The sequence below is a fragment of the Pantoea sp. DY-15 genome, assembly GCF_019795935.1.
Lineage (GTDB): Bacteria > Pseudomonadota > Gammaproteobacteria > Enterobacterales > Enterobacteriaceae > Pantoea > Pantoea leporis.
Map to the genome: position 1 here is coordinate 781,140 of NZ_JAIMIF010000002.1, position 15,575 is coordinate 796,714.

Below are 15,575 nucleotides of genomic sequence, written 5' to 3' on the forward strand. Positions count from 1 at the left end.
TGCGTCTTAACAACTTTCAAGGATTACACCGATGTACAGTTGGCCCGAGTAGCAACTGATAACCATAGACGGATGTGTTCAGTGTGCAGTCAGAGTGATGTGTTTCCACTAATAGGTTTAACCGAATGCGGCAGAAAAAGGGTCTCAGAACTGATACCTAAAGCGCATTCAGCAGTTTGTAGATCTCATTTACAACCTGCATGGCTGCGTGTTCGATCATCCCTTCATTACGACATAAAACCCAGCCGTGTTCTGCAACGGCTCGCTCGAACGACTGAGTACAAGCGACATGATCTTCCAGCTTATGCATCACCGTACTACTTAACCCGCGCGTTCTGGCCGCAGCCCTTGCCCATGAAATTTCAGGCGCAGTAACAACCCCGACATGCAGGTCCGGCTCTTGCACGTTTCGATCAATGTTTAACTGTAAAATCTCAGCAAATGGAACCATCCGGCGAAACGCGGCATCCGACGGGTACCAGCGATCCATCAAAATGATGCTGTCCGGTGGCTGTTTAGTCAGCACATGTTGGGAAATCCATGCACGGCTATCAGCAAAGCGCGCACAAACTTCCCACTCTAAATCCATGGAGGGATTTCTGGCCAGCCTGTTCACCAGAGCCATTGTTTCTCTCCTGAAGGGATCGCTTTTTTTCTCGCAAAGCCGGATTACCTTAATGTTATCTGACCTGAGTACTTTCGTAATGGCTTCCAACAGCGTGGTTTTGCCAACCCCTTTGGGCCCATCCAGAGAAACAAACAGCGGACGGCTCATAGTCGAAATGACGGGTGATGTAGCGTTTGTGTGAAATTCAAACCGGGCAAAAGCATCCTATTAACCGGTGTCCACTTTCTACGTCCGTTGAAGCTGTCTGGCGCGTCAGCGTGAACTAAATGAAAGGCTCTCATAACAGACTCTGATGGACATTGTGGCAATGGCTTTAAGTTACGAGTCTCATTTTCTGATGGTAAATTCATTTTAGGTCAATGCCCATATGTTGCGATCTACACGATGGAGTTTAGGGGATCCGATTAGCAAAAGGAAAACTTCTCTCAGTACGCTTGTTATTTAAGCAGAGAGGCGTTAATGGGCAGCTTTGGGCGAGCAGCGGACGTTTAAAAGTAAAAAGTTAAAAAAAGCTGATTTTTATGTTGTCGCCTGTTAGCCTGGAAAAATGCAGCAACCGGCTCAGTACAATCTCACCCACTCATTATCATCACTTCCAATTTTTAGGTGGGATTACGTTCGCCATTTCCCGCCAGTAAAGTGGGCCTTAACGAACAAACCATTGAGGTAAATATGGACTTCGATACAGTGGCAACTTCAGCAAAACCAACCCTGCATCTTTTATGCGGAAAAATTGCATCAGGCAAATCCACATTATCCACAAAATTAGGTACATTACCTGGCTCCGTAATTGTTAGTGAGGACAACTGGCTGGCTGCGATCTATGAAAATGAAATGCAATCATTGGCGGATTATATTCATTTTTCTTCAAAGCTCAAAAGGGCTATGAAGCCCCACCTGGTGGCACTACTCAAAGCGGGTTTATCCGTTGTTCTGGACTTTCCGGCAAACACACGAACACAGCGTGAATGGATGATGAGTATTATTAAGGAGTCAGGTGCTGATAATCGTCTGCATTATTTGAACGTATCTGATGAAGTCTGCAGAGCCCGGTTACACGCCCGTAACGCAGAAGGTACGCACGACTTTGCAGCTACAGATCAACAGTTCAATACCATTACAAGTTATTTCTCAGAACCTACAGTTGACGAAGGATTTGAAATTATCGAATACCTCTAAATGCGTCATCCGCACTTAAGCCACCATTGAGTAGTTTTATTGTTTTCCGAAAAGTGATGGCACTGATGATGCCTTAATGCAGAAAGCCTCGGCTTCTGGCCAAAGTGGACAGCGTTTAACGCTGTCCGGCATGAGTGATGCGAGGTATCTCATAACTAATATCTGGTGACATCTTATAGTTTTCACGCTTCATCATCCAAAGCGATAAGGTAATTTATATCAACAATGCATGTAATGTCCCTTTTATCACCTTGTTTTTAATTACTTCTAAGCCCCTCAATTGCCATAGTCGGTAGTATCAATACCGATTTTACGCTGGTTTGAATTCGTTCGATGATTGCTTCTCGAGGGCCATTTATCCATTCATCACTCATATAAAATTTTTCCTGAGACGCTTTCATATGTTCAATATCATCAAATGCCCGAATCAGAAAGTAAGAATCCTCATCATGAATCGAGTTGCCAAATGCAATGATGTCGATACCCGCTCCACGATGGAGAGGAGCACTTATTTCAACCATGATTGTATGGAATTCTCGTCCAGTGCCTGGCTTCAGAATGTACTGCAATAACTCGACTGCTCTCATTAATTTCATTCCCTTGGTTTACGTTAGATACCTGGATTAGCGGTAACTTCCTGGCTACGCACATAATCAAATCGTAGTAAATATAACCATCAAAGCTACGCTTAAAAAGATTTTTATAAACAAGCAATTCTAACATCGTTGTTTTTACAGCTCTTCGCTTGTGGATAAGGCAAAAAAAACCTACCTCATTTTTTCTTAGATTCAAAACTGTAATCTTCTATGCAGAGTTGGGCTTGAGCTGTGCGCAAGATACTGGATAATGCCACATTCGATCCGAGTAAAGTCGCACAACCACAGACGTACATTACCTGCATTGCAGCTTTAACGACTGGAAGGCGCTGCTACTACGTAAATTCCGCTGGCGAGCATTTTATTCACTACGCAAACCTTAGTCACACCAAATTTCAGGCAATAAAAAACCCGCACAAGGCGGGTTTTTTTATTATCAGCGGTGCTTATCTGCTCAGACTATTGTCTTCATCGCTATTGTAAGCGCTGCTGATAATGAGCGCGGCTTACAGCGGAGTAACGTTGCCCGCTGCTGGGCCTTTGGCGCCATTTTCGATGGTGAAGGAAACTTGCTGACCTTCATCAAGAGTTTTGTAGTTGTCGCTCTGGATTGCAGAGAAATGGACGAAAACATCCTTGCTGCCATCGTTAGGAGTGATAAAGCCAAAACCTTTATCAGAGTTAAACCATTTTACTAAACCAGTCATTTTGTTAGACATAGATAATTCCTTAATTGATGAGCCACTTGTAGCGGCGAAAATTGGCCTGAAGTGAAAGATTTACTTATTGGGCACTTAGGAGGAGGCTCTCGAAGAAGGATATCTAGGGATAACACTTGAACTGAGGACTGCTTTACTAAAACTGCTTTCATAAGGTCTGTGTTCCAAACCGATGACGCATTAAGACATAGCGATAATAATTTAGCAACGAATATGTTTATTTATTTTAACCATTTAAAGGCCTGGATGGCTGAACGGCCGGTTACGCTTCATCTTTGGCTGCGCTTTGCCGCGCCGGTCATCGCCGTATGGTTTGTTATCTGCGTAATGATGCTACTGATTGGCGTGGCGATTATCTGGGGACCGTTCTGTTAAAAAACTAAGGAGCCCACATTGGGCTTCTCGATCTCTTTTGACATGTTTAAAAAAACGCATTTTATCGACATATCTCTTTGGCGTGTTTTGGTTGAAAGCGCGATAACAGCTAATCCAGGTCATTTCCTATAGCAATAACAAGCAACTATAATCTTACCGGTTAAGTGGCTTGATCTGCTTGGTGAGCACGTCAGCTTTTCCACTCCTTTTCGCGGCGGTGAATTTCAGAGGCATACATGATGCGTACTCTTCAGGCGGCCTGGTTGCTTACTCTGGCCCTATTTGTCTGTCCCGCCTCGGCGGCCAACACGATCAGCGATGGCTGGGAATGGCTCAAGCAGGACGTTTCACAAACCTGGCAGGAACCGCAGTATTACGATCTCTATCTGCCTTTCATCAGCTGGCATGCCCGTTTTGCTTACGATAAAGATAAAACCGATAACTACAATGAAACGCCGTGGGGCGGCGGGTTGGGCGCCTCGCGCATCAATGAAGACGGTAACTGGAGCGCGCTCTATGCCATGGCGTTTAAAGATTCCCATAACGAGTGGCAGCCGATCATCGGTTATGGCTGGGAGAAAGGCTGGTATCTGGATCAATCGCGCGATTTTCGTCTCGGTCTCGGGCTAACCGCCGGTATCACCGCGCGCGATGACTTCGCCAATTACGTGCCGCTGCCCATCGTGCTGCCACTGTTCTCCGCCGGTTATAAACGTTTCAACGTGCAGTTCACCTATATTCCCGGCACTTACAATAACGGTAACGTGCTGTTTGCCTGGGTTCGCTATGCCTTCTGATTCCGCCAACGCGTTGCATAAAGATCGCCTCAGCAAAGTGCTCAAGCGCGTAGCGTTGGGCTTGCTGGCTTTGCTGGTGATGTTCCTGGTGATCCGTGGTTATCAATCCGAACAGGGACCGCCACTGCATCGCTGGCATACGTGGTCGGCGGATGAAATGTCGGTGGATGAGATCGATCGCGCCAGCTTCGCGGATTATCTGACGCGCGAAGCGGCGATTTTCCACGATATGAAACTCAACGTGACCGACCAGCTCAGCGACGATGAGAAAACGGCACTCAACCGCTTTAACGCGCAAAGCCCGGTTTATCCGGCGCAATTCGACACCGACTGGAATCGCTCTTACATCCTCGAACCAGAAGGCGAAGTGAAAGGCGCGGTGGTGTTGCTGCATGGATTAACCGATTCGCCGTACAGCATGCGCTATCTGGCGCAGGCGTATCAGCAGAAGGGTTTTGTGGTGGTGGTGCCGCGACTGCCGGGACACGGCACCGCGCCCGGTTCACTCACCAAAGTTGACTGGCAAATGTGGATGGCGGCAACCCGCTTAGCGGTGCGCGAAGCGACACGTCTGGCGGGCAGCAACGTGCCTTTGCATCTGGTTGGATATTCGAACGGCGGCGCGCTGGCGGTGAAATACAGCCTCGATACGTTGCAAAATAACGCGCTGCACAAGCCGCAACAGCTGGTATTGCTGTCGCCGATGATTGGCGTCACCGCCTATGCGCGATTTGCTGGCTTAGCCGGCTGGCCCGCGATCATTCCCGGCTTCGCCAAAGCGGCGTGGCTGAGCATCATCCCGGAATACAATCCTTTCAAGTACAACTCGTTCCCAGTGCGCGCGGCGCGGCAATCGTGGTTGCTGACGCAGGCGATGCAGGATCAGCTGCTGCATGTGATTCGCGGCGGCAGCATGCCGGCGTTTCCGCCGGTGCTGACCTTCCAGTCAGTGCTGGATTCCACCGTCAGCACCCGCGCGGTGGTCAATGCGTTCTATCGCTATCTGCCGGATAACGGCAGTGAACTGGTGATGTTCGACGTCAACCAGGCGGCGAACTTGCGCGCGCTGTTCAGGCCCGCGCTCTACTCAGCGGTCAATAATTTGTTGCCGCCTGCGCCGCGCCGCTATGCCTCAACGGTCATCACCAACGCGTCACCGACCACCTATCAGACCGTGGCGCGCATTACAGCGGCGGATCAAACGCAAGAAATCGTGAGTTCGATGCATGAAGCGTGGCCGCAGGATACCTATTCGTTATCGCACATTGCCGTGCCGTTCCCGCTCAGCGACTCGCTGTATGGCCGCGAGCCAACGGAAAAGAATCGTTATGGCATTAGCTTTGGCACCATCTCGCTGCGCGGTGAAACCGCCAGCCTGATCGTTGGGCTGGATACGCTGATGCGCAACACCTCCAATCCGTTTTTCGATTACATGATGTTGCAAATCAAGGGGCGCATTGATTGCAGCAGTCAGAGCAATCTGCCGGCCTGCATCAAAGCGTTATGACTTTTTTCAGCCAGCCGCTGGCGAGGATCACTCTGGAGAGCAGCACCGAAGCGGCAAAGGTCACGGCAATCAGCGTCAGCTTAGTCGCCAGCGAGGTGATGGGAATCAGCGCGGTGAGCAGATGGAAAACCGAGTAGTGAAGAATATAGACGCCGGTCATGGTTTTGCTGATGGTCGCCAGAATGGTCTCTTTAACCGCCACATTGCGGCGAAAGCGCACCTGACTGGCGGCGATCACCAGCACCACCACCAGCAGATAAATCTGCGAGCCGGTGAGAATAAAGGCGTTGCGATCGGCTTTGAATAGCGCGAAGAAGAAGTGCTGCTCATAAAACCAGGTAAACAGATAGATAAAGGGCAGGGCGATCACCGCGCCGCGCGCCACCTTTTTGCGCTCCATCCAGTCATTAATCAGCGGATCGCACAGCAGCTGGCCGGTTAAGTAAAACAGCAGCCAGGTCCAGAGCCGATACTGCGGTTCAAGCCGGAACAGCGGGTCGTCCGGATGCAGCACCGCCAGCAAATCGTAGCAATATGAGAAGGCCAGCATCGCAAACACCAGCGCAACGAACGCGCGTCGATGCTGGCTAAGCCAGATCATCAGCGGGTGAAAGCTGTAGATGATAATGAATGAGAAGATGAACCACGGCTGGATCAGGTAGCCGCGCTGATAGGGTTCCCACAGGTAATAGACCGTCATCCAGAACAGAAATACGATCACCAGATTGCGAATCTTGCCTATCTGCCAGTTAACATCCTGCTCGGAACGGGCATCCATAATCCCGGCGACGACAAAAAACAGCGGCGTCGCGATGGTGGAGATAAAGGTCAGAAACGCCAGAATCCAGTGATAATCGTAATCGTAGCGATCCCAGGTGTTGTACACGGTGAAAAACGTCACCGCCGTCATACATCCCAGCGTTTTAATCACATTAAGGCCGGTCACATTCATGATGCGCTAGCCACCGTTTGGCGATGGAAGCAGGCGTAAATCACCGGCAGCACCAGCAGCGTCAGCACCGTGGCAAAACCCAGACCAAACATGATCACCACCGCCATGCTTTGGAAGAACACATCGCGCAGTAGCGGCGCCAGCCCAAGCACGGTGGTGAAGGCGGTCAGCAGAATAGGGCGCAGACGCGAAGTGGCGGCGTAGATGATCGCTTCAACCTGCGGCTTCAACAGCTTCTGCTGTTCAATCTCTTCGACCAGCACAATGCCGTTACGAATCAGCATGCCGCTCAGACTTAGCAGCCCGATTAACGCCATAAAGCCAAACGGAATCCCGGTGATCAAAAAGCCCGGCGTTACGCCAATCAGCGCCAGCGGCACCGTCAGCCAGATAGCGACGGCGTTTTTCAGCGAGCTAAACATCAGCACGGTGATGACGAACATCACCAGATAACCCAGCGGCAGCGAAGTAAACACGCCTTGCTGCGCTTCACTGGAGCTCTCCGCATCGCCGCCCCACTCAATGCTGTAGCCGTGCGGCAGCGGAATCTGCTCAATCTGCGGCTTCACGCGCGCCACAATATCGCCGGACGTATCGTTGCTGAGCGGATTGGGGTCGGTCTGCACGGTGAGCACGCGGCTGCGATCGCGGCGCAGAATCAGCGGGTCTTCCCATTGCAGCGTAAAACCGCTCACTACGTTGCTGAGCGGAATGTACTGCTGCTGGCTCTGGCTCCACACCAGCACGTTATTGAGATGATTGGCGTCTTGCCGTTCACTGGCCGGCGGCCGCACGATAACCGGCAGCAGGTCAGCACCTTCACGATACAGCCCAACGCGGCTGCCGGTGAAATTCATCTCCAGCGCGTTATCCACTTCCTGCTTATCGACGCCCAGCTCGCGGCCCAGCGCCAGATTGAACTGCGGGCGAATTACCTTGCTGCGGTTTTGCCAGTCATTGCGCACGCTGTCGGTGGCGGGATCGGCGGTGAGGATGTCGGCCACCTGGCTGGCGATCAGGCGCATTCTGTCAGGATCGGGGCCTTTGATACGCACCTCAATTGCGCTGCCGCCTGAAGGGCCAAACATCACGCGTTTGGTGCTGGCATTCACCTGCGGATACTGGCGCGCAATATAGGCATCGATACGGTGTGACAGCGCGGCGATATTACGCTGATCGTCCATGCGCACCATGATTTGCGCATAATTGCTGTACTGACGCTGCCCGTTGTAAGTGAGGATAAAGCGCATGCTGCCCTGGCCAATGGTGGTGACGGTAGACACCACGCCTTGCTGCCCGGTAATCGATTTTTCAACGTCGCTGGCCATCTGCTCGGTGGCGTTGATATCGGTGCCGTACGGCAGCCAGAGATCGACGAAGAAGATCGGCGTATTGGCTGAAGGGAAGAAGTTTTGCCGCACCGATCCAAAGCCCCAAATCGCCAGCGCCAGCAGCACCGCCATCAGCGAAAGCGTGAGGGTTTTTTGCCTGAGCAACACCTGCAAGATGCGCTGATAAAGGCGATAAAAACCGCCGTCATAAGGTGAAACTTCAGCCGCAGCTTTAGTAGGTTCCTGTGTTTTAAACAGCCACCATTTGATCAGCACTGGCGTGATAGTGAGCGCCGAGAACCAGCTCAGCAGCAGGGAAATCAGCAATACCTGAAACAGCGATTTGCAGTACTCGCCGGTGGAATCCTGCGAAAGACCAATTGGCGCAAACGCCAGAATGGCGATAATCGTCGCGCCCAGCAGCGGGAAGGCGGTGCGGCGAATCACAAAGTTGATGGTGGTCATCAGCGGCGAGTTTTGCTGACGCGCGATCAGCACGCCTTCGACAATCACAATTGCATTATCCACTAGCATGCTCAGCGCGATAATCAGCGCGCCCAGCGAGATGCGCTGCAACTCAATGCCGCACAGATACATGATCAGCAGCGTGCCCAGCACATTGAGCGCCAGCGACAGCGCGATGATAATGCCACTGCGCACGCCCATAAAAATCAGCAACACGCCGACGACAATCGCCAGCGCCATCAGGAAGTTGGCAATAAATCCATTCACCGAGTGCGCCACTTCGGCGGCCTGATCGTAGAACACGTTGATCTGGATGCCCGCCGGTTTTTCTGCCGACATCTGCTGCAGTTTAGCCTCCAGCGCGCGCCCGACATCAATCACATTCACGCCGGGAATAAACGAAATTCCCATGGTGACCGCCGGACGTCCGCTGGCGTGGTAAATGCTGGAGGGCGATTCGCTCAGCCCGCGCGACAGCGAGGCGATATCGCGTAATCGGGTGGTGGCGTGATCGCCCGGCGGGCTGACCAGCAAGTCGCCCAACTCCTCAATGTTCTGAAACTCGCCGGTCGGATGCAGACGGATCGATTCCGTGCCGGCTTTGATGTCGCCCGCATTGGAGACCACGTTGAGGCGGCTCAACACGCTGGCGAGCTGTGGCAGCGTAATGCCGCGCGCGGCCATCATCGTCAGGGAGACATCGATATTAATTTGCTGCGGGATTACGCCGCCCAGCGCCACCTTGCCCACGCCCGGCACCAGCACCAGCTCACGCCGCAGCTGCTCCGCGTATTGCACCAATTCCGGGTTGCTGAAGTTGTCGCCAGAAATGGCGAAGAAGAAACCAAACACATCGCCAAAATCATCGTTAACGAACGGCGCGGCCACGCCAGGAGGAAAGAAACGCGCCGCATCGCCGACTCTGCGCCGCAGTTCGTCCCAGATTTGCGGCAACTCGTTGGAGTGATAACGCGAGTCAATGTTGACGGTAATCTGCGACAGGCCGTTGGAAGAGATGGAGCTGACATTGTCCAGATAGGGCAACTGCTGCAGCGCATTTTCCAGTGGCAAGGTGACTTCCTCTTCTACCTGCTGCGCAGACGCGCCGGGATAATGGGTGACAACCACCGCGGTCTTAATGGTAAAGGCTGGATCCTCGAGACGGCCAATATTGAGCAGAGCAAAAATGCCGCCGACGCCCAGTAACAGAATCGCCAGCCAGACGCGGACCGGATTATCGATAAACTGCCGGGAGATATCCATTACAGCCCCCGCTCACGCGTCCAGATGCGTACCGGTTGCTGAGCATGCAGCTCGTTGACGCCAGCAGCGACCACGCGTTCACCGGCATGCAGCCCGGCGGTGATCACCACGCCACGATCGGTTACTTCGCCCACGCTGACTTTGCGATCTTCTAACGTCAACTGATCGCCGCTGCCTTGCACCACCCAGACATGCGGCTCGTTGCGCTGGCTGTTATCGGGATTGAATACCGCTTCCACCGGCACCACTAACGATTCGCGATTCACGTTGGCGGGCAGATTGGCGAGGTTAATCGTCACCGTGCCACTGACGCCGCCCACCGCCGGGAAATCGGCCGGGCGCGGCATGGTTAAAATGATCTGCCACGTCAGCGAGTTGCTGTTACTGCTGCCGGTGTGCTCTTTGTACTCGGCCTGGAATTCGCGATCCGGCAATGAGTTGATGCGCACCACCGGGCGATAGGTTAGGTTGCGCATATCCAGCGCGGTAAACAGGTTTTCCGGTACGCTGAAAACCACGTCGAGCAGATCGTTGCGAGTCAAGGTGGCAATGGTTTGTCCGGCGGCAACTACCTGATGATTGCGCACGTTAACCACGGCGGCCACGCCGCTAAACGGCGCGGTTAGCGTCATCTGGCTTAACTCCTCACGGGCAATTTGCAGCGCGGCATTGGCCGCATCGCGGTTGGCGCGCTGCACGTCCATGTCTGCCTGCGAAATCGCCTGGCGGCCGGAGAGCGTCTGGAAGCGGGCAAATTGCCGCTGGGCAAGCGTGGCGGCGGTCTGGCGCTCATTAACGCGCTGCTGCGCTTCCCGCGCCGTAAGCCTGGCGATGAGCTGGCCCTGCTCGATGCGGTTGCCCTGGCGAATATCCAGCGATTCAATCTGTCCTGCACGTTTGAACGACAAATCGGTGGAGTCGCCGGATTCAATGCGCGCCGGGAAGATACGTTGCTGAGATTCGCCGGACGCCACAACTTCAACGACTTTCACCATGCGTGGCGGTGGCGTGACTTCCTGTGTTTTTTGATCGCAACCCGTTGTTAAAAATATAACAATGGCAGTCAGTGTAATATAACGAGTCACTGTTTTATCCTCAGCAACAACGAATCCATTGTTGGCAATAATGTGAGTGGATAATTTAATTACCAAGCATAGAGACAACCGCGTAGGTGAATAGTCCTACGGCGGAGCAGGTAACGATCGCAATGACAACATAAAGACTTAAACGGAGCAGACTATAACCATACATCGTTGCCTCCATTAACCATGACCACAGAAAAACTGCGCCATCGCCTTGAAAGGTGAGAAGTATTAACAGGATGTTTTTGTTATCGATGAGCATAGACGCAGATGTCAAAAAAAGTAAAGCCTGATAGCTTGTAATATTTTTGATGAAATCAACCAGATTTAAATCTAATAAAAATGATTTTCATGGATGTTTAATCCGCAATATCGATATAAAATATCAGATTAAAGTAACCTGAATATTGGCTTTAAATTACCCAGCCTTATGAATTATCACACTATATTTTTATTATTATCCGCGATCGGATAAGTCTGGTGAGATAAATGGTTTTCGCCTCGCGACTTTTATTGAGAAATGAATGCGTTGAATATCCCTGTGCTACGTTTATAGCGTTCATTTTACAAAAAACTTTCAATTTCGTATAGAAAATAGGGCTGCTCCATTGCCGCTGAGCAGCCATTAACGACATATTTTTCAATCTGAAACGGACCGCTTCTTCCACCGGATAAGTCAGGTCTGATCTTTTCGTTCAATGGCGACTTGTTAAATACGGGATATCACCGCCTTGATTTCCGAAACAGGATTTGAGGAGAAAGCGATGAATACTGCTAAACCGGAAAGTACCTATTATCAACTTTCTGTCGATGAAACGCTGGCCAGTACGCAAAGTTCCACCGAGGGAATCAGTAGTGCTGAAGCGGCGGCGCGCCTAACACAGTACGGGGAAAATGCCCTGCCACAGAAACCCGGCAAGCCGGTTTGGCTGCGTTTTCTCGCTCACTTCAACGATGTGCTGATCTACGTTTTGCTTGCCGCTGCGCTGCTAACTGCCGTCATGGGACACTGGGTTGATACGCTGGTGATTCTCGGCGTGGCGGTGGTGAATGCCCTGATTGGCCACATTCAGGAGAGCAATGCGGAAAAATCCCTGCAAAGTATCCGCAATATGCTCTCCAGCGAAACGGTGGTGATCCGCGCGGGTAATCACGAGACGCTGCCCACCACTGCGCTGGTGCCGGGTGATGTAGTGGTAATCCGCGCCGGTGACCGCATCCCGGCGGATCTGCGCGTCATTGAGGCGCACAACCTGCGCGTTGAAGAAGCGATTCTGACGGGCGAATCCACCGTGGTTGAGAAGGGCACTGACGCGCTCATCGGCGAGTTGCCGCTGGGCGATCGTACCAATCTGCTGTTCTCCGGCACCACCGTCAGTTCGGGCGGCGGCAAAGGGCTGGTGGTCGCTACCGGTGGCGCCACGGAACTTGGGCACATCAACCAGATGATGTCCGATATCGAAAAGCACCGCACGCCGCTGCTGGTGCAGATGGATAAACTCGGTAAAGCCATTTTCCTGATCATCCTGGCGATGATGGCCGCGCTGTTTGTCTTCAGTTTGCTGTTCCGCGATATGCCGGTTTCAGAGCTGATGCTGTCCCTGATTAGCCTTGCGGTGGCATCGGTGCCCGAAGGATTACCGGCGATTATCTCGATCATTCTGTCGCTTGGCGTGCAAACCATGGCGAAGCAGCAGGCGATCATCCGCAAGCTGCCTACCGTGGAAACGCTGGGCGCAATGACGGTGATCTGCTCGGATAAAACCGGCACGCTGACCATGAATGAAATGACGGTGAAAGCGATTATCACCGCCGATCAGATTTACCGCGTTGATGGCGTGAGCTATGAACCGGTGGGCGCCATCCACAAAGCCGATGACGCTGTGCCGGTGAAAGTGGCGCAAGGCTCGATCCTCGAGCGCTATCTGCGCACCATCGATCTGTGTAACGACAGCCAGCTGATTAAAGACGAAAATGGGCTGTGGAAAATCACCGGCGGCCCGACGGAAGGCGCGCTTAAAGTGCTGGCCGCCAAAGGACATCTGCCTTCAGTCACCACCGAACTGCGCAATAAAATCCCCTTTGATTCGCAATACAAATACATGTCGACGCACTATCTGATTGGCGATGAAGAGTGCGTGCTGCTGACCGGCGCGCCGGACGTACTGTTCAGACATTGTCAGCAGCAGCAAACAGAAGCCGGATTGCAGCCGATCGATCTGCCGTGGTGGGAAGCCAAAATTGAGGAGTATGCGCGCGAAGGATTACGCATGGTGGCGGCGGCCTGGAAACCGGCCACACCAGGACAAACTGAGCTGACGCATCAGGACTTGCATCAGGGCATGATTTTGCTCGGCATCGCCGGGATGATGGATCCACCGCGACCGGAAGCCATAACCGCGATTGGCGACTGCCTGCAAGCCGGCATTCGCGTCAAAATGATCACCGGCGACCATCCGCAAACTGCGATGAGTATCGGGCAGATGCTGGGAATCGGTAACGCCAGCACCGCCATCACCGGACGCGAGCTGGAAGTGATGGATGACCAGCAATTGAGTGAGGCGGCGCAGGCGTACGACATCTTTGCCCGTACCAGCCCGGAAGATAAATTCCGTCTGGTGCAGGCGCTGCAAAGCAAAAAAGAGGTGGTCGGGATGACCGGCGATGGCGTTAACGATGCGCCCGCGCTGAAGCAGGCGGATGTCGGTATCGCCATGGGGATTAAAGGCACTGAAGTGACTAAAGAAGCCGCCGATATGGTACTGACGGACGATAACTTCGCCACTATCGCCAGCGCGGTGCGGGAAGGGCGGCGTGTTTATGACAACCTGAAAAAGACCATTTTGTTCATCATGCCGACCAACCTCGCGCAGGGCTTGCTGATCATCATTGCCTTGCTGGCAGGTAACTTAATTCCGCTGACGCCGGTGTTGATTCTATGGATGAACATGGCGACTTCCGCCACGCTCTCCTTCGGCCTGGCATTTGAAGCGGGTGAACAAAATATCATGCGCCGTCCGCCACGCGATCCCAAGCTGCATGTGATGGATGGGTTCGCCATCTGGCGCGTGATTTTTGTTGGTTCGATGATCGCCATCAGCGCCTTCGTGCTGGAAGCCTGGCTGCAACCGCGCGGCTATTCACCAGAATTTATTCGTACCGTGTTATTACAAACGCTGGTAACGGCGCAGTGGTTTTATATGCTGAACTGTCGTGTTTCCGACGGCTTCTCATTGAGCAAAGGTTTGCTGATGAATAAAGGCATCTGGATCGTCAGCGGCGTGCTGTTAGTTCTGCAATTGCTGATTATCTACGCGCCCTTTATGCAGCTGCTGTTTGGTACCACCGCACTACCGTTACGTTACTGGATTATTACCTTGATCATTGGCTTCGTAATGTTTTTGATTGTCGAAATCGAAAAGCCATTAACGCGGAGATTCAGAATCAATTAATAGCGCGTGACATTCAGGCCGTTTCTCTTACGGCCTGAATGTTTTTCGTCACTTGACCTCAAACAAGGCCCAGCGCACAGGTTTTTCTCTATAATACATTTTGTATAAGATGAAGGATCTTAATAATGGGACTGAACGAGTTTCCTTTATGGTCAAGGCTTTTGCGCGTACTGATAATTCTCGCCACGTTGACCATAATTCTCACCGGTATCTATCTGGCATCGGCATTAATTAATCAGGTAATGCTGTCACTGTTTCTGGCGATTATGCTCGATCCGTTAATCAGTCGGCTCGAAAGAAAACGCGTGCCGCGTCTGCTGTCATCGCTGCTGGTGATTGTGCTGCTGTTATTGGTGATTGTGTTCACCATCATCAAACTCACCGTATTAACCCCCGATTTAATCCAGCTCAGCCGCCAGGCACCGCAGCTACTGGCCGAACGCTTCGAGCCGGTGACGCAGACATTTAGTCATTTGGGCCTGGTTTTAACGCCCAACGACATGCTGGCGTTTGTTGATGCGGGTGCGGTGGTGCGCTTTGTCACGGGTTTTCTCACGCAAATACCCAGCATTCTTTCCTGGTGGCTGATGGTATTTCTGATGCTGTTTTTCATGCTGTATGAAATGAGAAATTTAAAAATCCTGCTACGCAAACAGGCCGAAGGGAAATATCAGCGCTATTATGTGGCGCTTGAAGAGGGTGTGCAAAGCGTTATCGTTTATGCCCAGGTTAAAACCCTGACCAGTATTGTCGGCGGCATTATTGTCTGGGCGGGTGCGCAACTTCTCGGCCTGAAGTTCGCCTTTTTCTGGGGTGTGTTGATGTTTGTCTTCAACTATATTCCGGTGCTGGGTTCATTTATGGCGGCCATCCCGCCAGTGCTGCAAAGTTATATGCTGTACGATATTCAAACCGCATTGGTGGTCGCGCTGTTCTTTGTGGCGTTGAATTTAATCCTGAGCTCAGTGATTGAGCCATTATTATTGGGCAAGCGGTTGAATATGGCGCTCACCACACAGCTGCTGGCGTTTCTTATCTGGCAATCGTTGTTGGGCATCATCGGCGCAATTCTTGCGATTCCACTGACGTTTATGTTGAAAAAGATTTTGCTGGCGAGCGCAGGAAATGAAAAGCAGGGAGAGCATTTTTCAAAAAGGTCGCCATAAATGGCGACCCTACAAACACCGATCTCGCTTTTGTAGGGTCGCCATTTATGGCGACCTCAACCC

The 15,575-nt window shown here is 52.1% G+C and carries 12 protein-coding genes; 6 read left to right on the plus strand and 6 right to left on the minus strand.

Features of this window, described 5'->3' with window-relative positions; translation table 11 throughout:
• Positions 1-157: 157 nt before the first annotated feature.
• Positions 158-775, minus strand: a complete 618-nt coding sequence (locus K5Y32_RS12320) for a dTMP kinase (RefSeq protein ID WP_222184137.1) — start codon at positions 773-775, stop codon at positions 158-160.
• A gap of 525 nt (positions 776-1,300) precedes the next feature.
• Between K5Y32_RS12320 and K5Y32_RS12325 the strand changes: the two genes are divergently transcribed.
• Positions 1,301-1,807, plus strand: coding sequence for an ATP-binding protein (locus tag K5Y32_RS12325; protein WP_222184139.1), 507 nt, complete (start codon positions 1,301-1,303; stop codon positions 1,805-1,807).
• A 257-nt stretch (positions 1,808-2,064) separates the two neighbouring features.
• Here the strand turns inward: K5Y32_RS12325 and K5Y32_RS12330 are convergent, their stop codons facing one another.
• A complete protein-coding gene (locus K5Y32_RS12330; RefSeq protein WP_222184141.1) occupies positions 2,065-2,394 on the minus strand; it encodes an NIPSNAP family protein in 330 nt (109 codons plus the stop codon).
• Positions 2,395-2,909: 515 nt separating this feature from the next.
• Positions 2,910-3,122 (minus strand): RNA chaperone/antiterminator CspA, encoded by a 213-nt coding sequence (gene cspA / locus K5Y32_RS12335; protein ID WP_007885867.1) that lies wholly within the window; start codon positions 3,120-3,122, stop codon positions 2,910-2,912.
• Between the two features lie 246 nt (positions 3,123-3,368).
• Between cspA and K5Y32_RS24900 the strand changes: the two genes are divergently transcribed.
• From K5Y32_RS24900 to K5Y32_RS12345, 3 genes are all read left to right on the plus strand, one after another.
• Positions 3,369-3,497 carry a hypothetical protein gene (locus tag K5Y32_RS24900; protein ID WP_255602586.1) on the plus strand — a complete coding sequence of 43 codons (129 nt, stop codon included), beginning with the start codon at positions 3,369-3,371 and terminating at the stop codon, positions 3,495-3,497.
• A gap of 239 nt (positions 3,498-3,736) precedes the next feature.
• Complete coding sequence (gene pagP / locus K5Y32_RS12340; protein ID WP_370635106.1) at positions 3,737-4,294, plus strand: lipid IV(A) palmitoyltransferase PagP; 558 nt, start codon at positions 3,737-3,739, stop codon at positions 4,292-4,294.
• Entirely contained in the window at positions 4,284-5,801 is a 1,518-nt protein-coding gene (locus K5Y32_RS12345) for a carboxylesterase (RefSeq protein ID WP_222184145.1), read from the plus strand. The genes pagP and K5Y32_RS12345 overlap by 11 nt, the downstream gene beginning before the upstream one ends.
• Here K5Y32_RS12345 and K5Y32_RS12350 read toward each other — a convergent pair.
• From K5Y32_RS12350 to K5Y32_RS12360, 3 genes are read right to left on the minus strand one after another with little or no spacing between them, the layout of a single operon-like run.
• Positions 5,788-6,753 (minus strand): acyltransferase, encoded by a 966-nt coding sequence (locus tag K5Y32_RS12350; RefSeq protein WP_222184155.1) that lies wholly within the window; start codon positions 6,751-6,753, stop codon positions 5,788-5,790. The two genes, K5Y32_RS12345 and K5Y32_RS12350, sit on opposite strands and share 14 nt — an antisense overlap.
• Positions 6,750-9,812 (minus strand): efflux RND transporter permease subunit, encoded by a 3,063-nt coding sequence (locus tag K5Y32_RS12355; protein ID WP_222184158.1) that lies wholly within the window; start codon positions 9,810-9,812, stop codon positions 6,750-6,752. The genes K5Y32_RS12350 and K5Y32_RS12355 overlap by 4 nt, the downstream gene beginning before the upstream one ends.
• Entirely contained in the window at positions 9,812-10,807 is a 996-nt protein-coding gene (locus K5Y32_RS12360; protein WP_245250666.1) for an efflux RND transporter periplasmic adaptor subunit, read from the minus strand. The genes K5Y32_RS12355 and K5Y32_RS12360 overlap by 1 nt, the downstream gene beginning before the upstream one ends.
• Before the next feature lie 851 nt (positions 10,808-11,658).
• On the opposite strand from K5Y32_RS12360, the gene K5Y32_RS12365 reads away from it, so the two are divergent.
• Both K5Y32_RS12365 and K5Y32_RS12370 read left to right on the plus strand, forming a co-directional pair.
• Positions 11,659-14,346, plus strand: coding sequence for a cation-transporting P-type ATPase (locus K5Y32_RS12365; protein ID WP_110867122.1), 2,688 nt, complete (start codon positions 11,659-11,661; stop codon positions 14,344-14,346).
• Positions 14,347-14,471: 125 nt separating this feature from the next.
• The gene (locus tag K5Y32_RS12370) at positions 14,472-15,512 is read left to right on the plus strand and encodes an AI-2E family transporter (RefSeq protein ID WP_222184160.1); all 1,041 of its coding nucleotides are present in this window, start codon (positions 14,472-14,474) and stop codon (positions 15,510-15,512) included.
• Positions 15,513-15,575: the final 63 nt, after the last annotated feature.